Consider the following 22,652-nt stretch of genomic DNA (forward strand, 5'->3'; position numbering starts at 1 on the left):
TCCGGGCAGCAGGGGCCCCGGCACCCCGTCATGCACCGATACGGCCCAGGGGGCCCCGGGCGGAAGACAACGGGCCCCGCTCGGAAGCGGGACCCGTCGAAAAAGCCTTTGCCGGCTCAGGACAGCACCACAGCCGGTGGAGTGGTCGGCCAGGTCATCTTGATCCGGCCGCCGCCCTCACCGCTGGTGACCTGTACGTCGTCGACGAGGCCGCTGATGACCGCGAGGCCCATCTCGTCCTCTTCGGCCTCCGCCTCGTCCGCGGCGTCCAGAGCGTCCCCGGAGTGATGCGGCACATGCGGGGCCTCGTCGCCGACCGCGATGGAGAACTGCTTCTCCTCCTCGGTCAGCGTCACCGTCACCGGCGCGGCGATTCCGCCGTTCCGGTGCAGCCCCACCGCACGGGAGCATGCCTCGCCGACGGCGAGGCGGACCTCGTCGAGGACGGCCTCGTCCACTCCGGCCCTGCGCGCCACCGCTGCCGCCACCAGCCGGGCGGTCCTGACGTGCTCGGGCTGCGCGCTGAAGCGGAGTTCGACGGTGGCCATGCATCCCCCTAGGAGCTACGGGCGTGCTGTCGAGGGGCCGGGCCGCCGAGAGCCCGGTCCCCCGCATGAACTTCTTCCGCCCCGGACACCGCCCGGGGCCGGCGGTCAGTCGGTGGCCGCCACCGCTTCGTCGACCGAGGTGTGGATCGGGAACACCTTGGTCAGACCGGTGATGCGGAAGATCTTGAGAATGCGCTCCTGGTTGCAGACCAGGCGCAGCGAGCCCTCATGGGCACGCACTCGCTTCAGACCGCCGACCAGTACGCCGAGACCGGTGGAGTCGAGGAAGTCCACGCCCTCCATGTCGACGACGAGGTGGAAATTCCCGTCGTTCACCAGCTCGACCAGCTGCTCGCGCAGCTTGGGCGCGGTATATACGTCGATTTCGCCACCGACCTCGACGACCGTACGATCGCCGACGGTACGGGTCGACAGGGACAGGTCCACGGATCCTCCAGCACCTTGCTATCGAGCGGTCGCCCCTCGGGCACCTCGGCTTGAAGCCCCCCGGGACGGTTCGCCAGCCGCGATGGCATTCAATCACTTACCGGCAGGCGTGCACGACGCCTTGGCTCCATTGTCCGTCACACCGGTGACACACTCGGTGCCAATGGCCAAGAATCACCGATCCGAAGGATCCCCGACGGACCCCGCGACCCGCCCCACGCCGGGCGCGGTTCTGGACCGGCTCGCCTCGGGGCGGAGCCGGGCTGCACGCATCACTCATACGGAGCACTTGCCCCCGCGGGCGGGTCGGCATGCCGTCTGGCCCGACCGGATTCGCCCGGAGGTCATCGCGGCCGTCCAGGCCTGCGGAATCGAACACCCGTGGGCCCACCAGGCACTGGCGGCTGAGTACGCCCTCGACGGCGACTCCGTGGTGATCGCCACGGGCACGGCGTCCGGCAAGTCCCTGGCGTATCTGACGCCGACGCTGTCCACGCTCCTGGACGGCTCCGAGGCCGCCAACGGCCGCGGTGCCACCGCCCTCTACCTGGCCCCCACCAAGGCCCTGGCAGCCGACCAGCGCCGCGCGGTGCGGGAACTCGCCCGCCCCCTGGGCACCGCCGTGCGCCCCGCCGTGTACGACGGCGACACCCCGGTCGAGGAACGCGAGTGGGTCCGCCAGTACGCCAACTACGTCCTCACCAACCCGGACATGCTGCACCGTGGGATCCTGCCCTCCCACCCGCGCTGGTCCTCCTTCCTGCGGGCGCTGAAGTACGTCATCGTCGACGAGTGCCACACCTACCGGGGCGTCTTCGGCTCCCATGTCGCCCAGGTCCTGCGCCGCCTGCGCCGGCTGTGCGCGCGCTACGGCGCCTCCCCCGTCTTCCTGCTGGCCTCGGCCACCGCGGCCGAGCCCTCGGTGGCCGCCGGGCGCCTCACCGGCCTGCCCGTGGTGGAGGTGGCCGACGACGCCTCGCCCCGCGGTGAACTGGTGTTCGCCCTCTGGGAGCCGCCCCTCACCGAGCTGCACGGCGAGCGGGGCGCCCCGGTGCGCCGTACCGCCACCGCCGAGACCGCCGACCTGCTGACCGACCTCACCCTGCAGGGCGTCCGCTCGGTCGCCTTCGTGCGCTCCCGGCGCGGCGCCGAACTGATCTCCGTGATCGCACAGGAACGGCTGGCGGAGACCGACCGCGCGCTGGCCCGGCGTGTCGCGGCGTACCGGGGCGGCTACCTCCCCGAGGAGCGCCGTGCCCTGGAGCGCGCCCTGCACTCCGGTGAGCTGCTGGGGCTGGCCGCCACCACCGCCCTGGAACTCGGCGTGGACGTCTCCGGCCTGGACGCCGTGCTGATCGCCGGATACCCCGGCACCCGCGCCTCCCTCTGGCAGCAGGCGGGCCGGGCCGGCCGTGCCGGACAGGGCGCCCTGGCGGTGCTGGTCGCGCGGGACGACCCGCTGGACACCTTCCTCGTCCACCATCCGGAGGCACTGTTCGACCAGCCGGTCGAATCCACGGTCCTCGACCCCGACAACCCCTACGTCCTCGCCCCGCACCTGTGCGCCGCCGCCGCCGAGCTGCCCCTCACCGACGACGACATACAGCTGTTCGGGCCGGCGTGCGCGGATCTGCTGCCCCAGCTGGAGGCCGCGAAGCTGCTGCGCCGCCGGACCAGGGCCTGGCACTGGACGCGCCGGGAGCGGGCGGCGGACCTGACGGACCTCCGCGGCGAGGGCGGCCGGCCGGTACAGGTCGTGGAGGCCGGCACCGGCCGGCTGCTCGGCACGGTGGACGAGGCCGCCTCGCACACCGCGGTGCACGAGGGCGCGGTCCATCTGCACCAGGGCCGTACGTACCTGGTGCGCTCCCTCGACCTGGACGACTCGGTCGCCCTGGTCGAGCAGGCGAACCCGCCCTACACCACGGTCGCCCGCGACACGACGGCGATCTCCGTCCTGGAGACGGACGTCACCGTCCCTTGGGGTGACGGCCGCCTCTGCTACGGCTCCGTCGAGGTCACCAACCAGGTGGTCTCCTTCCTGCGCCGACGGGTCATCACCGGTGAAGTGCTGGGTGAGACGAAGCTCGACCTCCCTCCTCGTACGCTCCGCACCCGCGCGGTGTGGTGGACGGTCACCGAGGACCAACTGGACGAGGCCCGGATCAACCCGGAGATCCTCGGCGGCGCCCTGCACGCCGCCGAGCACGCGTCGATCGGCATGCTGCCCCTGTTCGCGACCTGCGACCGCTGGGACATCGGCGGTGTCTCCATCCCGCTGCACCCGGACACGCTGCTGCCCACGGTCTTCGTCTACGACGGCCACCCGGGCGGCGCGGGCTTCGCGGAACGCGCCTTCCACACCGCCCGTGCCTGGCTGACCGCCACCCGTGAGGCCATCGCCTCCTGCGAGTGCGACGCCGGCTGCCCGTCCTGCATCCAGTCCCCCAAGTGCGGCAACGGCAACGACCCGCTCCACAAGAGAGGCGCCGTCCGCCTGCTGACGGTGCTGCTGAAGGGCGCCCCGGAGGAAGAGCCGGAAGTGCGGCCGGAGGAGAAAACGGAGGCGTCCTAGCCCGTCCGGGTGGGTGCGGGCTCCGCGGGCCCCGCTCTCGCCCGGACCCGTGCCGCGAACGGTCCCCGTCCCGCCGCCGCCGTCACATCAGAGGTGTCGCCCACGATCGCGCACCGGACGAGCCGAGCGTGCTGCGCCCGCGCCAGCCGCTGCGCTCTCCGGCACGCGGCCGCGCCGCCCTCGGGCCAGTGGTCCGCGACGGCCAGCGCCGCGAGGTCGGCCGCCCCGGCCGCGCGGTGCCGGGTGACCACGGCCTGTCCCAGGGCGAGGCCGGCGCCGAACACCACGCAGAGCAGGGCGATCGCCCCCACGCTCCACACGGTGGCGGAACCGCGGTCGCGCCCGGCGTAGCGGCCCCTCACGATCCCACCCCCTCCGGCCGCGCCCCCACCGTCTCCTCCGTGTCCGCCACGGCCTCCTCCCTCAACTCGAAGGGCAGCGCCCCGAGCCCCGGCGGGGCGGCCACCACGGCCACGTGAACCTGTCCTCCCTTCCTGGCCACCGTGACTCTGGCCCCGTGCGGCGCGGTCGCCCGGACGGCCGCGACGACCGCGCCGTCCGGGTCCTGCCGCGCCGCGGCCCGTGCGCCCGCCCGGGCCGCGTCCACGCACTGGATCTGCGCGATCATGACCAGCAGTCCCCACACCAGCGCCGTCACCACCAGCACCAGCACGGGCAGGACCGCGGCGGCCTCCGCCGTCACGAACCCCCGGTCGTCCGCCCGCAGGCGGCGGCGCTCACGTCCGGGCACTGAGCGCCCGCTTCACGATGTTCTGCAACTCCGTCTTGACCTGTCCGCTCGTCACCACCTCGTACAGCAGCACGGCGAACGCCACCGCCGCGATGATGCCCATCGCGTACTCCGAGGTGACCATTCCCGCGTCCCGGCGCATCCGGCCCGGCAGGGCGCCCAGTCGCGCCCGTACCTTCCCGTACATCCGAACCTCCGTGAGATCTCGTTCCGTCGTTCCCGTGGCGCCGCGCCTTCCGGCGGCGCGGTCGCCTTCCGCGCGGCGCACCCGCGCCCCGCGTCCCGTGCCGTACGCCTCTCGCGCACGGCGCGTCCTGCGTCCGGCGCGCTGTCGTCCGCGCCGTCCGGCCACGTCGCCGTCTCTCAGCCGCCACCCCCTCTCAGCGCTCCGCCCGCCAGACCGATCACCACGGGCAGTACGCCGACCGCGACGAAGGCGGGCAGGAAGCACAGCCCCACCGGCCCGGTGACCAGGACGGCCGCCCTGCGGGCCCGGGCCGTGGCCGTGCGCGACCGCTCGGCGCGGACGTCGGCCGCGAGGCGGGCGACCGGACCGGCGGCGGGCAGCCCCGACTCGCCGGCCCGCTCCAGCAACCGGGCCAGGGCGGCGGCTCCCGGTATCGAGGCGAGCCGACGCCAGGCGTCGGCCGGCGCGCCGCCGAGCCGCACCTCCGCCGCCCCGCGTGCCAGCGCTTCCCCGACAGGGCCGTCCAGCGCCTCCCCGACCGACTGAGCGGCGATCACCGGACCGGCCCCGGCCGCGATGCAGGCGGCCAGCAGATCCGCGGCCAGCGGAAGTTGGCGGGCCGCCTCGACCGCGTCGTACTCCGCTTCGGGCCGGCCGAGGACTCGCTGCCGCCACCGCCGCAGCGTGAGCGCGCAGGCCAGTCCGACGGCGGCCCCGGTCAACCCACCGACCACCACCCACCCGGCGCCGGCGACTCCCACCACCGGCAGCCACTGCCGCAACGCGGCCGGCCCCGGAAGCCGAGGCCCGGCGCGCTCCGCTCGTAAGACCGGCTCCCGGTCCAGCAGCGAGGCCAGCCGCCGCCGGGCTCCGCGCTCGCGGCGCACCGCCACCGCCCACCTCCCCGCCGCCCACACGAGCGCCAGGGCCCCCGCGGCCGTCCCCAGTCTGTGGACAACGTCCGCGCTCATGCCGCCTCCGCCCGACGCACGATGCCCGACACCCACCACAGGCCGACGCCCTCCAGCGCCCCGCCGACGACGAGGCAGCCCAGCCCCGCCCCGGTGTGCAGCAGCACGTGCAAGGGATCGGCGCCCATGGCCGTGCCCAGCAGCAGGCCGAGGACCGGCAGACCGGCGAGCATCACTGCGGTGGCCCGCGCTCCCGCCAACTGCGCGCGCAGATCGCGGCGCTGGTCCCGGTCGGCGCGCAGAGCCGCTTCGAGCCGGTCGAGTCCGGCCGCCAGGCCCGCGCCCTGGTCCACCGCCACCCGCCAGCAGGCGGCGAGCCCTCGCAGCCCTTCCGCGCCCGGCCGTCGGGCCGCCGCCGCGAGCGCGCCGGGCACGTCCCCGCCGAACCGTGCCGCCGCCAGCACCGCTGCCTCGGCGTCCCCGAAGCCGCCGGAGTCCCGCGCGGCGCACAGCAGCGCCTCACCCGGCTGCCGTCCGGCCCGCACCTCACCGGCGAGCGCCCCGCACAGGGCGACCACCGCGTCGGCCCGCCGCTCTCGTACCCGGCGTGCGGTCCGGGCGAGGCGGGTCCGGCGCAGCACCGGCACCGCGGCCGCTCCCGCGACCACCGGCAGCACGGACGCGCTCAGCCCCGCCAGCAGCAGCCCGGCGACCGGCGCCCACCACTCGGCCGACAACCGGTCGCGCAGCCGGTCGAGTTCACGGCGCGCCCGGTCCCAGCCCGGCGGTCCGGCGCCCACCACTCCTCCGCCGGCGAACAGCAACCGCGCCCGCCTCGCCCCGGCACGTCTCCCGCCGGCCAGCCACACGGTCACCCCGGCGCACAGCGCCACCGCCCCCGCGACCAGGGGCCCCACGGACCATGCGCCCACTGCCGGCTCATCCACTGCGCCCATCGCTTCCCTCCCGGTTCTCCGCCCGGAGCAGCCCGCGCAGCCGCTCCCAGCCCCGTTCCGCCACGAAGGCGTCCGCGCCCCAGCGCAGCGCCGGCACGGTCCGCACCAACCCCGAGGCGTCCCGTTCCAGCACGCGTAATTCGGCGATCCGCCGCCGTCCGGTGCGGTCCCGCACCAGATGCACCACCACGGCGAGCGCGGCGGCCAGCTGGCTGTGCAGTGCGGACCGGTCCAACCCGGCGGCGGTGCCGAGCGCCTCCAGCCGGGCGGGAACGTCCGCCGCCGCGTTGGCGTGCACCGTGCCGCACCCGCCCTCGTGGCCGGTGTTGAGCGCGGCCAGCAGATGGACCACCTCGCCGCCGCGCACCTCGCCCACCACCAGCCGGTCCGGCCGCATGCGCAGCGCCTGCCGCACCAGGTCCTCGAGGGTGACCAGACCGGCTCCCTCCTGGTTGGCGGGTCTGGTCTCCAGACGGACGACGTGCGGGTGGTCGGGCCGCAGCTCCGCCGAGTCCTCCGCGAGCACGATCCGCTCGCCCGGCCCGACGAGCCCCAGCAGGGCGCTGAGCAGCGTGGTCTTCCCGGTGCCGGTGCCGCCGCTGACGAGGAAGGACAGTCGCGCCTCGATCAGCGCCCGCAGCACCAGGTCCCCGCCCGGCGGCACCGTGCCCGCCGCCACCAGCTCGCCGAGCGTGAAGGCGCGGGGCCGGACCACCCGCAGTGACAGACAGGTGCAGCCGACGGCGACCGGAGGCAGCACCGCGTGCAGCCGGGTGCCGTCGGGCAACCGGGCGTCGACCCACGGCCGGGCGTCGTCCAGCCGCCGTCCGGCGACGGCGGCCAGGCGCTGCGCGAGGCGCCGTACGGCCGCCGCGTCGGGGAAGGCCACGGCGGTCCGTTCCAGTCCGCCGCCCCGGTCCACCCAGACCTGGTCCGGGCCCGACACGAGGACGTCGGTCACCATCGGGTCGCCGAGCAGCGGCTCCAGCGGTCCGCTGCCGATCAGCTCCGACCGCAGCCGCTCGGCCGCCCCGAGGACCTCCGCGTCCCCGAGCACCCGGCCCTGTTCCCGCAGTGCCTGAGCCACGCGCGCGGGGGTCGGATCGGCTCCGCTGCGCGCGAGCCACTGCCGTACGCCGTCCAGCAGATCGGCGGACAGGCCTCGGCCGGGGACCGCTTCGGGCATGTCGGTGGGCCCGGGTCCGCCGTGGGCGCCCGGCTCACCGGTGGTGTGCAACTCCTCCGCCGCCCTCATGCGGTGCCCGTCTCGGCCAGTGCCCGCTCCCAGAACGCGGTGCAGAAACGGGCCAGTGGTCCGCGCGCGGCGGCGCCGGGCGGTGTCCGGCCCTCGCCGACCCTGCAGAGCCCGGATTCCACGGGTACCTCGCCCATCAGCGGCAGGCCGAGCAGCCGGGCCACCTCGCGGTCGTCCAGACCGGGCGCGTACGGGCCGCGTACCGCCACGCGCAGGTCCCGCAGGACCATGCCGACGGCGGAGGCCACCCGGGAGGCGGCGGCCACGGCGCGCAGTTCGGCGGGGACGACGAGCAGCCCGACGTCGAGCTGTGCCAGAACCTCGGCGACCCCTTCGTCCACGCGGCGGGGCAGGTCCACCACCACGGCACCACCGCGCCGGCGGGCCGCGGCCAGTACCGCCCGGACCGCCTGCGGAGGCACGGTGACTCGATCGCCGCGGTCCCAGCTGAGCACCCGCAGGGAGTGCAGCTTCGGCAGCGACTCCTCCAGGGCGCCGCCGCCGACCCGGCCGCGGGAGGCGGCGAACGCCGGCCAGCGCAGTCCCTCGGCGCTCTCCCCGCCGAGCAGCACGTCGAGTCCGCCGCCCAGCGGATCGGCGTCCACCAGGAGCGTGCGCTGTCCCTCCCGCGCGGCCGTGACGGCCAGCGCGCAGGCCAGTGTGGACGCCCCGGCCCCGCCGCGCCCGCCGATGACGCCGACGGTGAGGGCCGGCCGCCCGGCGCCCTCGGCGACGTCGGCGATCCGGTCGACGAGCCACTGCTCGCCGTCGGGCAGCACCAGCACGTGGTCGGCGCCGATCTCCACGGCCCGCCGCCAGACGCCGGGGTCGTCCTGGTCGCGGCCGACGAGCACCACTCCACGCCTGCGCGCGGCTCCGCGCACCCTACGGGCGGCGTCGTCGCCGACCAGCACCAGCGGGGCGGCCTCCCAGCAGCCGCCTCGCTCGGGCACGGTGTGATGGACCTCCGGGGTGGCTCCCGCCGCCGCGCACAGGCGCAGCAGATCGTCGAGGAGGTCGGCGTCCTCGGTGAGGATCAGCGGTCCGCCCTGGCGCCCCGCGGCACCGGGCGGCGGATCGTGTGTGACGGTTCCGGTCATGGGTGGGTCCCCCTGTCGCTGCGTCTTGTGCGGGGCCCCCGGGGCCCCGCGAATCGGGAACATGCGAAGAACCGGCGAACGGTCTCCATTTGGCGGCCGACAGAAACCGGCCATACGCGCCCGACAAACAGAACCGGCCATGAACTTCACCGCCGGTGGAGCGCGTAGGAATCACGGTGCAGCGATCCGGGAAATCATGTGGATCTTGATCGAAATCTGTGGACAACCCGGCGGATGTGAAAATGGCCGTCACCCATACCGGTGACTCATCCACCGACTCGGCTGCGACTTCCGCAGAGCAGCGCTACAACTACAGACGGTCACTGATCAGGTCGACGGCGGCAGCGGCCGCACGACACGGCGACGGCGGCAAGCGGTTGCGCGGGGAAGGGGCGAAACGCACCCGGACATGCGACGACCCCCGCCGGGGGGGAGAGCGGGGGTCGTCTCCACGGCCGACTCGGGGGGGGAGGAGTCGGGCCGGGTTAGCACGGTCGCGAACGATCCGTGACTTCCATGGTGTACCCGAGAGCCCTCTCAAGCAAACCCACGCGCCAACCTTACGCCGAATGGGCTGCCCCTATGCTCAGGGTTGTGGAAAACCACCCCTTGCCCCGCACAGCGGCCTTCTTTGACCTGGACAAGACGGTCATTGCGAAGTCGAGCACGCTCACCTTCAGCAAGTCGTTCTACCAGGGGGGTCTGATCAACCGCCGGGCCGTCCTGCGCACCGCGTACGCCCAGTTCGTCTTCCTCGCCGGCGGCGCCGACCACGACCAGATGGAGCGCATGCGCGAGTACCTGTCCGCGCTGTGCCGCGGCTGGAACGTACGGCAGGTCAAAGAGATCGTCGCCGAGACGCTGCACGACCTGATCGACCCGATCATCTACGACGAGGCCGCCTCCCTCATCGAGGAGCACCACCGCGCCGGGCGCGATGTCGTCATCGTCTCCACGTCGGGCGCGGAGGTGGTCGAACCCATCGGCGAACTGCTGGGCGCCGACCGGGTGGTGGCCACCCGGATGGTGGTGGGCGAGGACGGCTGTTTCACCGGCGAGGTGGAGTACTACGCCTACGGTCCGACGAAGGCGGAGGCGGTCCGCGAACTGGCCGAGTCCGAGGGGTACGACCTCGACCGGTGCTACGCCTACAGCGACTCCGTCACCGATGTGCCGATGCTGGAGTCGGTGGGCAACCCCCACGCCGTGAACCCGGACCGCGCGCTGCGCCGGGAGGCCGTCGCGCGCGGGTGGCCGATCCTCGACTTCCACCGTCCCGTACGACTCAAGCAGCGGCTGCCCGGATTCTCGGTGCCGCCCCGCCCGGCTCTCGTCGCGGCGGCCGCCGTGGGAGCGGCGGCTGCGACCGCGGGGCTCGTCTGGTACGCGAGCCGGCGCCGGGGCGTGGTCGCCTGAGCGCGCCCGGACCGCCGCACTCAGCCGGGTGCGGAATTCCGCACGAGAACCGGGCGCCCGTTTAGTTCGCTTTTGAACCTGAAAGTAAAGAAGTGCAGCGAGGGGTTCCGCTTGTCCCTCGCTTGCAGTACAAAGGAGTCAACGGCCCGCGAGACCGAAGGACATCCGAGAGGATCACCTTTGAAACGCACTTGGCCCCACGGACCGAAGCATGAACACCGGGCACCCACGCGACGTCGACCCGTCGATTACGGGCCAGCCGCACCAGGTGACGGGCGAAGACCCCGGCCTGATGGGCGACATATCGAGGACGCTTGGTACCCCGGTGGTCATGCCAGCGGCGGTACGAGTCCTCGTACCGCCGCATCTTCGTACAGGGACGTTCCTTCGGCCGTGAGGCAGGTCGCCCCGCGCTCCGGACACGCCGCCGCCCGCCCCTGCCGCACAGCGTCTATGCCGCGCCGCGCTGCAGCGCCTCGCAGACCGCCGTCGACTCGCGCGCGCCCAGCTCGACCGCCTTGGCGCAGTGGTTGATCCAGGCCGCCATGCCGTCCGGGGCGCCGGAGACATAGCCGTCCAGGGCGGCCAGATACGCCGCGCGACCCAGCTCCGCGTGGCCCACCTCGGCCGGGCAGATCGACTTGGGGTCGAGACCGCTGCCGACCAGGACGATGCGCTCGGCAGCCCGCGCGACCAGGCCGTTGTGGGAGACGAAGGGACGCAGCGCCAGGAGTTCGCCGTGCACGACGGCGGCCGTCACCAGGGCCGGCGCGGAACTGCCCGCGATGATCAGCTCCGAGAGGCCCTCCAGCCGCCCGGACACCTCGGCGGCGCCCGGCAGCTCCAGCTCGATCAGCGGCTCGTCGACGGGCTCGCCCGCCTGCCGCGGCCGACCGACGGCGTCCTCGCGGCCCGCGGCGGCCACCAGGTGCAGCCGGGCCAGGACCCTGAGCGGCGACTGCCGCCAGATGGACAGCAGCTGACCGGCCTCGGCCGTCAGCCGCAACGCCGCACCGAGCACCCGCGCCTCGGCGTCCACGCTGAAGTCGGTCCGCCGGCGCACCTCCTCCAGGGCCCAGTCCGCGCCGGACAGCGCCGCGGAGCCGCGCGCGCCGCGCAGCGCCGCCTCCGAGGTGATCGCGTTGCTCCGGCGCCGCATGATCCGGTGGCCGTAGACCCGGTCCACGGCCTTGCGAACGGACTCCACGGACTCGGCCACACCGGGCAGTGAGCCCAGGGCCGCGAGCGGGTCGGCGGTCGCGCCTGTCGTACTCATGGGTACGACCCTACGCACCCGTACGGGTCGTTCCTCGAAGGAGTGGTCTTCTTCACGCGGGCAGCACGCAGCGCACAGGTCGCACTACTCTTGGTGAACATGAAAATTGCTTTCGTCGGGAAGGGCGGCAGCGGCAAGACCACTCTGTCCTCCCTGTTCATCCGGCATCTCGCGGCGGCCGGCGCGCCGGTCGTCGCCGTGGACGCGGACATCAACCAGCACCTGGGGTGCGCGCTGGGCCTGGAGGAGTCCCGGGCGGCGGCGCTGCCCGCGATGGGCGACCGGCTGCCGCTGATCAAGGACTACCTGCGCGGCGACAACCCCCGCATCGCCTCAGCCGAGACGATGATCAAGACCACTCCGCCCGGCGAGGGCTCACGCCTGCTGCGCGTGACGGAGGACAATCCGGTCTACGACGCCTGCGCCCGCGAGGTGGAACTCGACGGCGGCGCAGTCCGTCTGATGGTCACCGGCCCCTTCACGGACGCCGACCTGGGGGTCGCCTGCTATCACTCCAAGACCGGGGCGGTGGAGCTGTTCCTGAACCACCTGGTGGACGGCCGCGACGAGTACGTCGTGGTGGACATGACGGCCGGCTCGGACTCCTTCGCCTCCGGGATGTTCACCCGCTTCGACATCACGTTCCTCGTCGCCGAGCCGACCCGGAAGGGCGTCTCCGTCTACCGCCAGTACAAGCAGTACGCCCGGGACTACGGCGTCGTCCTGCGGGTCGTCGGCAACAAGGTCCAGGGCCGGGACGACGTCGACTTCCTGCGTGCCGAGGTCGGGGACGACCTGCTCGTGACCGTGGGGCACTCGGACTGGGTGCGCGCCATGGAGAAGGGCCGGCCGCGCCGGTTCGAGTTCCTGGAGGACGCCGATCGCCGGGCCCTGCGGCTGCTCCAGGTGGCCGCCGACGCCACCTACGAGCTGCGCGACTGGGAGCGCTACACCCAGCAGATGGCGCACTTCCACCTCAAGAACGCCGCCTCCTGGGGCAACGAGCGGACGGGGGCCGATCTGGCGGCGCAGATCGACCCCGGATTCGTCCTGGGCGAGGGCGTCACCGCCCCCGCCTGACGGCCCCTACGGCTTGGGCGCCCCGGGGACTCCCCTGGGCGCCGGAGCCGGCCGGGCCGACAGGAAGGACGCCCATCCCTGCTTGGGAGCCTCGCCGACCTCCAGTCCGCGCAGCTTGGCGAGGGTCTGCGGGTCCTGGGCGTCCAGCCAGTCGGCCAGCTGGTGGAAGGAGACGCAGCGCACGTCGGGCTTGTTGCACACCTCCTTCACCACGTCCTCGACGGCACGCATGTAGGTGCCGCCGTTCCAGGACTCGAAGTGGTTGCCGATGACCAGCGGTGCGCGATTGCCGTCGTAGGCGCGGTAGAAGCCCTTGAGCAGGCCGTCGCGCATCTGGTCGCCCCAGTAGGCGAACTTGTCGGGGTCGCCCTGGGTCTGGGTGCCCGACTGGTTGACCATGAAGTTGTAGTCCATGGTCAACTGCTCGAACGTGTGCCCGGGGAACGGCACCAGCTGCATGGACAGGTCCCACAGCCCGTCCTTCTTCTTGGGCCACACCTGGTTGTTGACGCCGCTGCTGTCGTAACGGAAGCCCATCTGGCTCGCCGCCTTCATGAAGGTCTTCTGACCCTCCAGGCAGGGGGTGCGGGCGCCGATCAGCTCCTTGTCGTAGTCGAAGGGCAGCGGCGCCAGGTTCTTGAGGCCGCTGTTGGTCTTCCAGGTCTTCACGAACTGCTTGGCCTGGTCGATCTCGCTCTTCCACTCGTCGACCGACCACTGGCCGACCCCGCCGTCGGGGCCGCAGAAGTGGCCGTTGAAGTGGGTGCCGATCTCGTTGCCCTCCAGCCAGGCCAGGCGCACCTGTTCGGCCGTGTCGGTGATGCCCTGGGTGTCGTTGAAGCCGATCTCCGAGCTGCCCGGCGCGTGCTGCGGAGGCCGGTACAGGTCGCGCTTGTCCTCGGGCAGCATGTAGACGCCGCTGAGGAAGAACGTCATCTTCGCATTGTTGTCCTTGGCGACCTTGCGGAAGTGCGAGAACAGCTTCTGGCTGTCCTCGCCCGCACCGTCCCAGGAGAACACGACGAACTGCGGGGGCTGCTCACCCGCCTTCAGCCGCACCGGCTTGGGCAGGTGCGGCTGGGCGCCGGTGTACGCGGTGGACCCGTCGCCGATCAGGCGGACGACGCTACCGGGCGGCTGAACGGGGGCCTTCTGCGGGCCGTGCAAGCCCTGCCGGGGAGCGTCGGTGCCGCTCGCACAAGCGGCGAGCGACGAGGCACAGGCCGCGGCGACGACGACGCCGACGGCGATCCTCTGGGTGGCGGCCATGTTCCGCCCACCTTCTTCCTTCTCTCGTCCAACGCCGAGACGGCGTGTGCTGGTGCTGTGCCGGACACCTGGTGCCGTGCCGACAGCGCCGCCAAGGTCGCACGGGAGCGAGAAGGAATTAGTACGACAAGCCGATAAAAGGCCTACTTCACTCATTGAGGTGACATATGACCTCATCTGCCTCGAAAATCTATGCAAGGACTTTACGTGGCATTACTTTTACTTTGCCAACCGTTGAATCGACCGCTCCCGAGGGGAGATCGAAGACATGTCGGCCTGCGCTCCCGCTCACGCCACCGATTCCGCCCGCGTCCAGCACTCCCACCCATCGCACAGCCCGCCCCCGGGGCGGCGCTTCCGTCTCGCCGGCGCCGACGTCTCAGCCGCCGTCGCGGTCTTCCTGATCGCCCTGCCGCTGTCCCTGGGCATCGCCCTGGCCACCGGCGCCCCGCTCCAGGCCGGTCTGGTGGCCGCCGCCGTGGGCGGGCTCGTCGCCGGACGGCTCGGCGGCTCACCGCTCCAGGTCAGCGGCCCCGCCGCCGGACTCACCGTGGTCACCGCCGACCTGATCGCCCGTTACGGCTGGCGCACGACCTGCGCGATCACCGTCCTCGCCGGCCTCGCCCAACTGGGGCTGGGTTGTCTGCGCGTGGCCCGGGCCGCGCTCGCCGTCAGCCCCGCGGTCGTGCACGGCATGCTCGCCGGCATCGGCGTGACCATCGCCGTCGCCCAACTGCACATCGTCCTCGGCGGCAGCCCGCAGAGTTCGGTGCTCGGCAACTTCCGCGCCCTGCCCGCCCAGTTGGCCGACCTGGACCCGGCCACCCTGGCCGTGAGCGCGCTCACCCTCGCCCTGCTGCTGCTCTGGCCCCGGCTTCCCGGCCGAACCGGACAGCTTCTGCGCAGAGCACCGGCCCCGCTGGTCGCCGTGGTCGGAGCCACCGCCGTCGCCTTCCTCACCGGCCTGACGCCGACCCGGGTCGATCTGCCGTCCTGGCGCAGCCACGCCCTGGCCGGACTGCCCGAAGGGCCGGTGCTCGGACTCGTCGCCGCGGTGCTCAGCACCACCCTGGTGTGCAGCGTGCAGTCCCTGCTCGGCGCGGTGGCCGTGGACAAACTGGTGACCGGACGCTCCGGCCCGCTCGCCCGCCCCGGCCGCTCGGACCTGGACCGGGAACTGCTCGGCCAGGGTGCCGCCAACGCCGTCTCCGGAGCCCTCGGCGGGCTGCCGGTCGCGGGCGTGGCAGTGCGCAGCTCGGCGAATGTGCGCGCCGGGGCCGTAAGCCGGAACTCCACGATGCTGCACGGCGTCCTCGTGGTGATCGCCGCGCTGCTGATGGTGCCGCTCCTGGAGCTGATCCCGCTCGCCTCGCTCGCCGCCCTGGTGATGGCCGTCGGCATCCAGATGGTGTCCCTGCACCACATCCGCGCGGTGACCCGCCACCGCGAGGTGCCAGTGTACGCGGTCACCACGCTCGGTGTGGTCGTCTTCGGCGTCCTGGGAGGCGTGGCCCTCGGGGTCGGCGTGGCCGTCGCCCTCGCCCTGCACCGCCTCACCCGCACCCGGATCACCCATGACGAGCAGAAGGGGACCCACTACGTCCGCGTACGGGGCCAGCTGACGTTCCTGGCGGTGCCACGGCTGAGCCGCGCACTGCACCTGGTGCCCCACGGGGCCGATGCGGTGGTGGAGTTGGGCGGCTCGTTCTTGGACCACGCGGCATACGAGTCGCTCCAGGACTGGCAGCGCGCGCACCTCGCGCAGGGCGGCACCGTCGAGTTCACGGGACGCCGGGCGGGAATCCGTACCGGCGCCTCGGCCCCTGCCGCCGCCACGACCGCTTCGGCACCCCCGACCACCGCCCCCGCCGTCCCCACCACCGCGGCCGAGACCGGATGCCACTGCCGGCCCTGGACGCCCTGGCGCAACCACCGGTGCGCGAACGTCACGGACGCGGCGCCGGCCCGCCCCGGCGACCAGCCCCGCGAGCCCGCTCCCGAAGGAGCGATGGTCACCGACCCCACTCCCCCGCACAGCCCCGCTCTCCTCGTCGGACCAGGGCCGAGCAGACGGCAACTCGCGCGCGGCCTGAGCACCTTCCAGCGCGCCACCGCACCCCATGTGCGCGACGAGCTGGCCCGGCTCGCACGGGAGGGGCAGCAGCCGTCACAGCTCTTCCTCGCCTGCGCCGACTCTCGCGTGGTGACATCGATGATCACGGCCAGTGGCCCCGGCGATCTGTTCGTCGTGCGGAACGTCGGCAATCTGGTGCCGCCGTGCGACGGAGGAGGCGACGACTCGGTGGCGGCCGGGATCGAGTACGCGGTCGACGTGCTGGGGGTGCACTCCATCACGGTGTGCGGCCACTCCGGCTGCGGGGCGATGCGGGCACTGCTGGACTCGGACGCCGCCGCCCGCTCCTCCGCCGGCCCTGACGCCCCCTCCGCCCCCGGCTCCCGCTCCCGCACCCGTACCCCCTCCGGCTCCGGCTCCGGCTCCGGCTCCGGCTCCGGCTCCGGTGACGGTCCAACGCCGCTCGGGCGGTGGCTGAAGAACGGGCTTCCCAGTCTCGGCCGGGTGGCCGACCCCGCTCGACCCGGTCCCCTGCTGGCCGGCAGGCCGCCCGCCGACGAGGTCGAGCGGCTGTGTCTCGCCAATGTCGTCCAGCAGCTGGAGCACCTGCGCGCCCACGACTCGGTCGCCCGGGCGCTGCGCGAGGGCGCGCTGGAGCTGCACGGCCTGTACTTCCACGTGGCGGAGGCTCAGGCGTATCTGCTCTCGGAGACGGAAGAGGAGGTGCTCTTCACCCGTGTGGAAGCGGCTGAGGGTATGCAGAGCCTCTCCTGACCCAGGCCCCGCCCCGCGCCTGCCGAGCCCCTCCCGATCCGCACCTCACCCCGCCCCGCGCCTGCGGAGTCCCGTCCGGGCCGCCCGGCGGACGACACGCACCCCGCAGGCGTGGCCCGGCCCGCTCCCCGGGGCCATGCTGAACCCTGGCGAGCCGTCATCCGTGGGAGGGATTGAATTGAACAACCCAGGCCACCGCACGGTCGCCGCCCACCGCCCGCGCTGTGCACACACCCCACACAGGTCTAAACCAATTTCCCGTCGACCCTTGTCATCGGACCCCCCGGTCTGATGAGCTGTGGCCTGGGACACAACGGACACCCTGGGAAAGGGAGATGTCGTGAGCAACGAAAGCCTGGCCAACCTCTTGAGGGAGGAGCGACGCTTCGCGCCGCCCGCTGACCTGGCCGCCAACGCCAACGTCACGGCAGAGGCGTACGAACAGGCCAAGGCTGACAGGCTCGGCTTCTGGGCCGAGCAGGCCCGCAGGCTGACCTGGGCCAAGGAGCCGACCGAGACCCTCGACTGGTCGAACCCGCCGTTCGCGAAGTGGTTCAAGGACGGCACGCTGAACGTGGCGTACAACTGCGTGGACCGACACGTGGAGGCCGGGCACGGCGACCGCGTCGCGATCCACTTCGAGGGCGAACCCGGCGACAGCCGCGCCATCACCTACGCCGAGCTCAAGGACGAGGTGTCCAGGGCCGCCAACGCCCTGCTCGAACTGGGCGTCCGGAAGGGCGACCGGGTCGCGATCTACATGCCGATGATCCCGGAGACCGCGGTCGCGATGCTGGCCTGTGCCCGGATCGGCGCCGCGCACTCCGTCGTCTTCGGCGGCTTCTCCGCGGACGCGCTCGCCACCCGTATCCAGGACGCCGACGCCAAGGTCGTGATCACGGCCGACGGCGGCTACCGGCGCGGCAAGCCGTCCGCGCTCAAGCCCGCCGTGGACGAGGCGGTCAGCCGCGTCGACGGCGTGCGCAACGTGATCGTGGTCCGCCGTACCGGCCAGGACGTGGCCTGGGACGACAGCCGCGACGTGTGGTGGCACGAGACGGTCGGCCGCCAGTCGGCCGAGCACACCCCGGAGGCGTTCGAGGCGGAGCACCCGCTGTTCATCCTCTACACCTCGGGCACCACGGGTAAGCCCAAGGGCATCCTGCACACCTCCGGCGGCTACCTCACACAGGTCGCGTACACGCACTGGGCGGTCTTCGACCTCAAGCCGGAGACGGACGTGTACTGGTGCACGGCCGACGTCGGCTGGGTCACCGGCCACTCGTACATCGTGTACGGGCCGCTGGCCAACGGCGGGACGCAGGTGATGTACGAGGGCACGCCCGACACCCCGCACCAGGGCCGCTTCTGGGAGATCGTGCAGAAGTACGGGGTGACGATCCTGTACACGGCGCCGACCGCGATCCGCACGTTCATGAAGTGGGGCGACGACATCCCCGCGAAGTTCGACCTGTCCTCCCTGCGCGTGCTCGGCTCGGTGGGCGAGCCGATCAACCCGGAGGCGTGGGTCTGGTACCGCAAGAACATCGGCGCGGACCGCACCCCGGTGGTCGACACCTGGTGGCAGACGGAGACCGGCGGCATCATGATCTCCCCGCTGCCGGGCGTGACCGACGCCAAGCCCGGCTCCGCGCAGCGCCCGCTGCCCGGCATCAGCGCGACCGTCGTGGACGACGAGGCGAACGAGGTGCCCAACGGCGGCGGCGGCTACCTGGTGCTCACCGAGCCGTGGCCGTCGATGCTGCGCACCATCTGGGGCGACGACCAGCGGTTCATCGACACCTACTGGTCGCGCTTCGAGGGCCGCTACTTCGCCGGTGACGGGGCCAAGAAGGACGACGACGGCGACATCTGGCTGCTCGGCCGCGTGGACGACGTGATGCTGGTCTCCGGCCACAACATCTCCACCACCGAGGTGGAGTCCGCCCTCGTCTCCCACCCCTCGGTCGCCGAGGCCGCCGTGGTCGGCGCGGCGGACGAGACGACCGGGCAGGCGATCGTCGCCTTCGTGATCCTGCGCGGCGCGGTGACCGAGACCGAGGACCTGGTCGCCGAACTGCGCAACCACGTGGGCAGCACGCTCGGCCCGATCGCCAAGCCGAAGCGGATCCTGCCGGTGGCCGAGCTGCCGAAGACCCGGTCCGGCAAGATCATGCGCCGTCTGCTGCGCGACGTGGCGGAGAACCGGCAGCTCGGGGACGTCACGACGCTGACGGACTCCACGGTCATGGACCTCATCCAGACCAAGCTGCCGGCGGCGCCCAGCGAGGACTGACCGCACCTGCCCACGGGTTCCGAGCCCCGGGACGGACGGGACTGAGGACGGCGCGGAAGGGGCACCCGGCGACACAGGCGTCACAGCGCCACAGGCGCCGGGGGCCCCTCCTCCGGCCTGTCCGGCATCCCCGGCGCGCTTTGGGTAGGGTGAGCTGAGCGACACAACACAAAAAGATCCTCTAGGTGCGCCGGGAAGTCTGGTCGGCATGTGATCCGTCCTGCCCCCGCCCGGAGGTTCCCGTGACCGCGCCCCGCTCCCGCTCTCACTCCACCGCCGCCCGCAAGGTCCTCGGACGCCTGTCCCTGCCCGAGCGGAACTTCGTCGCGGACGCGCTGCGCACCGAGACCGTCGGCGGCGTCATCCTGCTCGTCGCCGCGGTCGCCGCGCTCGTCTGGTCGAACATCCCCGCACTGCACGCGAGCTACGAGAGCGCCGGCCAGTTCCACTTCGGACCCGCCGCCCTCGGCCTCCACCTGTCCGTGGCGCACTGGGCGGCCGACGGGCTGCTGGCGGTCTTCTTCTTCGTGGCCGGGATCGAACTCAAACGCGAACTGGTCGCGGGTGATCTCAAGGACCCCAGAGCGGCCGCGCTGCCGGTGATCGCCGCGCTGTGCGGCATGGTGGCGCCCGCGATCGTCTACACCGTCACCAATCTCGCCGGGGGCGGCTCGCTCAGCGGGTGGGCTGTGCCGACCGCCACCGACATCGCCTTCGCCCTCGCGGTGCTCGCGGTCATCGGCACCTCGCTGCCCAGCGCCCTGCGCGCCTTCCTGCTCACCCTCGCCGTCGTCGACGATCTGTTCGCCATCCTGATCATCGCGGTCTTCTTCACCGACCGGCTGAACTTCGCCGCCCTCGGCGGGGCGCTCGCCGGGCTGCTCGTGTTCTGGCTGCTGCTCCGCAAGGGCGTGCGCGGCTGGTACGTGTACGTGCCGCTCGGCCTCGTGATCTGGGGGCTGATGTACAACAGCGGCGTGCACGCCACCATCGCAGGCGTCGCGATGGGCCTGATGCTGCGCTGCACCACCCGCGAGGGCGAGGAGCGCTCCCCGGGCGAGCGCATCGAGCACTTCGCGCGCCCCCTGTCGGCGGGCTTGGCGGTGCCGCTGTTCGCGCTGTTCAGCGCGGGCGTGTCGCTGTCCGGCGGGGCGCTCGCGGACGTGTTCGGCCGGCCCGAGACGCTCGGGGTCGTGCTCGGGCTCGTCCTCGGCAAGACGATCGGCGTCTTCGGCGGCACCTGGCTCACCGCCCGGTTCACCAGGGCCTCGCTCAGCGACGACCTGGCGTGGGCCGACGTGTTCGCCATGGCCGCGCTCGCCGGGATCGGCTTCACCGTCTCCCTGCTCATCGGCGAGCTGGCCTTCGACGGCGATCCCACGCTCACGGACGAGGTCAAGGCCGCCGTCCTCGTCGGCTCCCTGGTCGCGGCGGCGCTCGCCACGGTCCTGCTGAAGCTGCGCAACGCCCACTACCGCAGGCTCTACGAGGCCGAGGAGCGGGACGAGGACCGCGACGGCGTCCCGGACGTGTACGAGGAGGACGACCCCGCCTACCACCTCCGCATGGCCGACATCCTCGAACACAAGGCCGCCGAGCACCGCAGGATCGCCGAGGAGAAGGCGGCCGAACGGGCACGACGGCTTGCGGAAGTGCCGGGCGGGGCAGGCGAGGAGAACGACAGTCCGGCATGATCTGACGGGACGGTACAAAAAGGGGACCGTCACCGGCCCGGCGGAGGCCGGCGTCGGCACGCGAAGGCGGCCGGCGCCGGGCGGACGCCGGACGGACGTCTACACCCAGTCAGGCAGGAGAGGGAGACCGCGATGAGCGCACCCGACGGCAGCCCGGTCGGCGCCGAACGCAGCATCGGCCAGCTGTTCGCCTCGGCGACGACCGAATTGTCGGCGCTGGTGCACGACGAGATCGCGCTGGCCAAGGCCCAGCTGAAACGGGACGTCAAGCGGGGCGCGGTGAGCGGCGGCCTGTTCTCCGTGGCCGGCGCGGTGCTGCTGTTCTCGCTGCCGATGCTCAACTTCGCCCTGGCCTACGGCATCCGGACCTGGAGCGGCTGGAACCTCGCGCTCTGCTTCCTGCTGTCCTTCCTGGCCAACGTCCTCGTCGCCGGCTTCCTCGGCCTGATCGGCCTGGTGTTCGCGAAGAAGGCCAAGAAGGGCAAGGGCCCGCAGAAGGTCGCCGCGTCGATGAAGGAGACCGTGGGCGTGCTGCAACTGGCCAAGCCGCACCCGCGCCCGGAAACTCCCGCTCTGGAGGACCGCGCGCCCGCAGCCATCGAGGCTGTGGCACGCTCGTCCTCATGACGGACCCCGCCACCCCTTCGGCGCAACCGACCTCGGTCGTACGGATGAACCTGCCCGGCGACCGCAAGGTGACGCACCGGGACGTCGCGGCCAACGGCGCCCGTTTCCACATCGCCGAAGTGGGTGACGGACCGCTGGTGCTGCTGCTGCACGGCTTCCCGCAGTTCTGGTGGACCTGGCGGCACCAGCTCACCGCCCTCGCCGACGCCGGCTTCCGGGCCGTGGCCATGGACCTGCGCGGTGTGGGCGGCAGCGACCGCACGCCCCGGGGCTACGACCCGGCGGGCCTCGCCCTCGACATCACGGGGGTGATCCGCTCCCTCGGCGAGCCGGACGCCGCGCTGGTCGGCCACGACCTGGGCGGTTATCTGGCGTGGACGGCGGCCGCGATGCGCCCCAAGCTGGTCCGGCGGCTGGCGGTGGCTTCCATGCCGCACCCCCGGCGCTGGCGCGCGGCGATGCTCGCCGACGTGCGCCAGTCGGCGGCGAGTTCCTACATCTGGGGGTTCCAGCGGCCCTGGCTCCCCGAGCGCCGGCTCACCGCCGACGACGGCGCGCTGGTGGCCCGGCTCATCCGGGACTGGTCGGGGCCGCGGCTGCCGGACGACGAGGCGGTGGACGTCTACCGCCGGGCCATGTGCATCCCGTCGACCGCGCACTGCTCCATCGAGCCCTACCGGTGGCTGGTGCGCTCCCTGGCACGCCCCGACGGCATCCAGTTCTACCGCCGGATGAAGCGCCCGGTGCGGGTGCCGACGCTGCATCTGCACGGCTCCCTGGACCCGGTCCTGCGCACCCGCAGCGCGGCGGGCTCCGGCGAGTACGTCGAGGCCCCCTACCGCTGGCGCCTCTTCGACGGGCTCGGCCACTTTCCGCACGAGGAGGACCCGATGGTGTTCTCCGCTGAACTGGTCAACTGGCTGAAGGACCCCGAGCCGGACCGGTGACGTTCCGCGGCCGGTCCGACGCCCGTCCCGCGGCCCCGCCGGTGCCCGTCCGTAGCCCGCCGGTGACCGCTTCGCGGCCCGCCCCGTGACCGTTTCGTAGCGGTCGGTATCCGAACGTGAACACCTGTCCTTCGAAAGGCCACTTGCCCGGCGCATAAGCCAATTGGGTTGCCCGAAGGCGGTTATCGACCTTGGGGCGGGGGCAGACGTCCCGGTATGGGCTGGACGCACGACTACAGTGACGTAGCAGGCACCCGCCGTTCGACGAGCGGTCCGGGCTCCCCTCACCGGGATGCACCGCAACTGACGGCGACGGACCCGCGGGTGGGCATTCCGCGCATTCTGCGCCGCCGGGCCCGCTGGGTCTCCGTACGCCTGCGTCACCCCCGCGGCTGAACGGCGGCCTGTCCGCCGCACGGACCGCCGTCGCACGACCGGACACCGGCTGACACGGCCCGCCCTTTCCCCG

Annotated in this window: 20 protein-coding genes; 9 read left to right on the forward strand and 11 right to left on the reverse strand. The window is 72.8% G+C overall.

The window, feature by feature from the left end; translation table 11 throughout:
• Positions 1 to 116 precede the first annotated feature (116 nt).
• Entirely contained in the window at positions 117 to 548 is a 432-nt protein-coding gene (locus AB0N63_RS02580) for an ATP-binding protein (protein WP_365523075.1), read from the reverse strand.
• 105 nt (positions 549 to 653) lie between these two features.
• On the reverse strand, positions 654 to 995 hold the full coding sequence (gene bldG, locus AB0N63_RS02585) for an anti-sigma factor antagonist BldG (protein ID WP_009189842.1): 342 nt from the start codon (positions 993 to 995) through the stop codon (positions 654 to 656).
• 82 nt (positions 996 to 1,077) lie between these two features.
• Here bldG and AB0N63_RS02590 point away from each other — a divergent pair, with 82 nt between their 5' ends.
• A complete protein-coding gene (locus AB0N63_RS02590) occupies positions 1,078 to 3,570 on the forward strand; it encodes a DEAD/DEAH box helicase (RefSeq protein WP_365523077.1) in 2,493 nt (830 codons plus the stop codon).
• Here the strand turns inward: AB0N63_RS02590 and AB0N63_RS02595 are convergent.
• The 7 genes from AB0N63_RS02595 to ssd form a co-directional block, all read right to left on the reverse strand.
• Positions 3,567 to 3,932, reverse strand: a complete 366-nt coding sequence (locus AB0N63_RS02595; protein ID WP_365523079.1) for an Rv3654c family TadE-like protein — start codon at positions 3,930 to 3,932, stop codon at positions 3,567 to 3,569. The genes AB0N63_RS02590 and AB0N63_RS02595 overlap by 4 nt on opposite strands.
• Positions 3,929 to 4,321, reverse strand: a complete 393-nt coding sequence (locus AB0N63_RS02600) for a TadE family type IV pilus minor pilin (RefSeq protein ID WP_365523082.1) — start codon at positions 4,319 to 4,321, stop codon at positions 3,929 to 3,931. The genes AB0N63_RS02595 and AB0N63_RS02600 overlap by 4 nt, the downstream gene beginning before the upstream one ends.
• A complete protein-coding gene (locus tag AB0N63_RS02605) occupies positions 4,308 to 4,508 on the reverse strand; it encodes a DUF4244 domain-containing protein (RefSeq protein ID WP_365523085.1) in 201 nt (66 codons plus the stop codon). The genes AB0N63_RS02600 and AB0N63_RS02605 overlap by 14 nt, the downstream gene beginning before the upstream one ends.
• A 176-nt stretch (positions 4,509 to 4,684) precedes the next feature.
• Positions 4,685 to 5,479 carry a type II secretion system F family protein gene (locus AB0N63_RS02610; RefSeq protein WP_365523088.1) on the reverse strand — a complete coding sequence of 265 codons (795 nt, stop codon included), beginning with the start codon at positions 5,477 to 5,479 and terminating at the stop codon, positions 4,685 to 4,687.
• Positions 5,476 to 6,327, reverse strand: coding sequence for a type II secretion system F family protein (locus AB0N63_RS02615; RefSeq protein ID WP_365523789.1), 852 nt, complete (start codon positions 6,325 to 6,327; stop codon positions 5,476 to 5,478). Before AB0N63_RS02615 ends, AB0N63_RS02610 begins: the two co-directional genes overlap by 4 nt.
• A gap of 31 nt (positions 6,328 to 6,358) precedes the next feature.
• Complete coding sequence (locus tag AB0N63_RS02620; RefSeq protein ID WP_365523791.1) at positions 6,359 to 7,561, reverse strand: TadA family conjugal transfer-associated ATPase; 1,203 nt, start codon at positions 7,559 to 7,561, stop codon at positions 6,359 to 6,361.
• A gap of 65 nt (positions 7,562 to 7,626) precedes the next feature.
• On the reverse strand, positions 7,627 to 8,730 hold the full coding sequence (gene ssd, locus AB0N63_RS02625) for a septum site-determining protein Ssd (protein WP_365523091.1): 1,104 nt from the start codon (positions 8,728 to 8,730) through the stop codon (positions 7,627 to 7,629).
• A gap of 582 nt (positions 8,731 to 9,312) precedes the next feature.
• Here ssd and AB0N63_RS02630 point away from each other — a divergent pair.
• Positions 9,313 to 10,146, forward strand: a complete 834-nt coding sequence (locus AB0N63_RS02630; protein ID WP_365523094.1) for an HAD-IB family hydrolase — start codon at positions 9,313 to 9,315, stop codon at positions 10,144 to 10,146.
• Positions 10,147 to 10,597: 451 nt separating this feature from the next.
• Here the strand turns inward: AB0N63_RS02630 and AB0N63_RS02635 are convergent, their stop codons facing one another.
• Positions 10,598 to 11,422 carry an oxidoreductase gene (locus tag AB0N63_RS02635; RefSeq protein WP_365523097.1) on the reverse strand — a complete coding sequence of 275 codons (825 nt, stop codon included), beginning with the start codon at positions 11,420 to 11,422 and terminating at the stop codon, positions 10,598 to 10,600.
• A gap of 99 nt (positions 11,423 to 11,521) precedes the next feature.
• Here AB0N63_RS02635 and AB0N63_RS02640 point away from each other — a divergent pair, with 99 nt between their 5' ends.
• Positions 11,522 to 12,502 (forward strand): ATP-binding protein, encoded by a 981-nt coding sequence (locus tag AB0N63_RS02640; RefSeq protein ID WP_365523099.1) that lies wholly within the window; start codon positions 11,522 to 11,524, stop codon positions 12,500 to 12,502.
• Positions 12,503 to 12,508: 6 nt separating this feature from the next.
• Here AB0N63_RS02640 and AB0N63_RS02645 read toward each other — a convergent pair whose 3' ends face one another.
• The gene (locus AB0N63_RS02645; protein WP_365523101.1) at positions 12,509 to 13,771 is read right to left on the reverse strand and encodes a hypothetical protein; all 1,263 of its coding nucleotides are present in this window, start codon (positions 13,769 to 13,771) and stop codon (positions 12,509 to 12,511) included.
• A 268-nt stretch (positions 13,772 to 14,039) separates the two neighbouring features.
• On the opposite strand from AB0N63_RS02645, the gene AB0N63_RS02650 reads away from it, so the two are divergent.
• The 6 genes from AB0N63_RS02650 to AB0N63_RS02675 all read left to right on the forward strand — a co-directional run bounded on the left by AB0N63_RS02650 (position 14,040) and on the right by AB0N63_RS02675 (position 22,579).
• Positions 14,040 to 16,619, forward strand: a complete 2,580-nt coding sequence (locus tag AB0N63_RS02650; RefSeq protein WP_365523104.1) for a SulP family inorganic anion transporter — start codon at positions 14,040 to 14,042, stop codon at positions 16,617 to 16,619.
• 340 nt (positions 16,620 to 16,959) lie between these two features.
• Positions 16,960 to 18,915: an acetate--CoA ligase gene (gene acs, locus AB0N63_RS02655; RefSeq protein ID WP_365523107.1), complete on the forward strand. Its 1,956-nt coding sequence runs from the start codon at positions 16,960 to 16,962 to the stop codon at positions 18,913 to 18,915.
• Positions 18,916 to 19,157: 242 nt separating this feature from the next.
• Positions 19,158 to 20,609 carry a Na+/H+ antiporter NhaA gene (nhaA, locus tag AB0N63_RS02660; RefSeq protein WP_365523110.1) on the forward strand — a complete coding sequence of 484 codons (1,452 nt, stop codon included), beginning with the start codon at positions 19,158 to 19,160 and terminating at the stop codon, positions 20,607 to 20,609.
• 132 nt (positions 20,610 to 20,741) lie between these two features.
• Complete coding sequence (locus tag AB0N63_RS02665; protein ID WP_365523112.1) at positions 20,742 to 21,236, forward strand: phage holin family protein; 495 nt, start codon at positions 20,742 to 20,744, stop codon at positions 21,234 to 21,236.
• Positions 21,233 to 22,183: an alpha/beta hydrolase gene (locus tag AB0N63_RS02670; protein WP_365523115.1), complete on the forward strand. Its 951-nt coding sequence runs from the start codon at positions 21,233 to 21,235 to the stop codon at positions 22,181 to 22,183. The genes AB0N63_RS02665 and AB0N63_RS02670 overlap by 4 nt, the downstream gene beginning before the upstream one ends.
• Positions 22,184 to 22,399: 216 nt before the next feature.
• On the forward strand, positions 22,400 to 22,579 hold the full coding sequence (locus AB0N63_RS02675) for a hypothetical protein (RefSeq protein WP_365523117.1): 180 nt from the start codon (positions 22,400 to 22,402) through the stop codon (positions 22,577 to 22,579).
• Positions 22,580 to 22,652 lie beyond the last annotated feature (73 nt).

The organism is Streptomyces sp. NPDC093260, from assembly GCF_040683715.1.
Taxonomy (GTDB): Bacteria; Actinomycetota; Actinomycetes; order Streptomycetales; family Streptomycetaceae; genus Streptomyces; species Streptomyces sennicomposti.

Excerpts from the sequence above, each read along its gene's own strand:
- AB0N63_RS02580 (WP_365523075.1), bottom strand. The coding sequence starts at position 548 with ATGGCCACCGTCGAACTCCGCTTCAGCGCGCAGCCCGAGCACGTCAGG.
- AB0N63_RS02590 (WP_365523077.1), top strand. The coding sequence starts at position 1,078 with ATGGCATTCAATCACTTACCGGCAGGCGTGCACGACGCCTTGGCTCCA.
- AB0N63_RS02605 (WP_365523085.1), bottom strand. The coding sequence starts at position 4,508 with ATGTACGGGAAGGTACGGGCGCGACTGGGCGCCCTGCCGGGCCGGATG.
- AB0N63_RS02610 (WP_365523088.1), bottom strand. The coding sequence starts at position 5,479 with ATGAGCGCGGACGTTGTCCACAGACTGGGGACGGCCGCGGGGGCCCTG.
- AB0N63_RS02620 (WP_365523791.1), bottom strand. The coding sequence starts at position 7,561 with ATGCCCGAAGCGGTCCCCGGCCGAGGCCTGTCCGCCGATCTGCTGGAC.
- ssd (WP_365523091.1), bottom strand. The coding sequence starts at position 8,730 with ATGACCGGAACCGTCACACACGATCCGCCGCCCGGTGCCGCGGGGCGC.
- AB0N63_RS02630 (WP_365523094.1), top strand. The coding sequence starts at position 9,313 with ATGCTCAGGGTTGTGGAAAACCACCCCTTGCCCCGCACAGCGGCCTTC.
- AB0N63_RS02635 (WP_365523097.1), bottom strand. The coding sequence starts at position 11,422 with ATGAGTACGACAGGCGCGACCGCCGACCCGCTCGCGGCCCTGGGCTCA.
- AB0N63_RS02640 (WP_365523099.1), top strand. The coding sequence starts at position 11,522 with ATGAAAATTGCTTTCGTCGGGAAGGGCGGCAGCGGCAAGACCACTCTG.
- AB0N63_RS02645 (WP_365523101.1), bottom strand. The coding sequence starts at position 13,771 with ATGGCCGCCACCCAGAGGATCGCCGTCGGCGTCGTCGTCGCCGCGGCC.
- AB0N63_RS02650 (WP_365523104.1), top strand. The coding sequence starts at position 14,040 with ATGTCGGCCTGCGCTCCCGCTCACGCCACCGATTCCGCCCGCGTCCAG.
- AB0N63_RS02665 (WP_365523112.1), top strand. The coding sequence starts at position 20,742 with ATGAGCGCACCCGACGGCAGCCCGGTCGGCGCCGAACGCAGCATCGGC.
- AB0N63_RS02670 (WP_365523115.1), top strand. The coding sequence starts at position 21,233 with ATGACGGACCCCGCCACCCCTTCGGCGCAACCGACCTCGGTCGTACGG.
- AB0N63_RS02675 (WP_365523117.1), top strand. The coding sequence starts at position 22,400 with ATGGGCTGGACGCACGACTACAGTGACGTAGCAGGCACCCGCCGTTCG.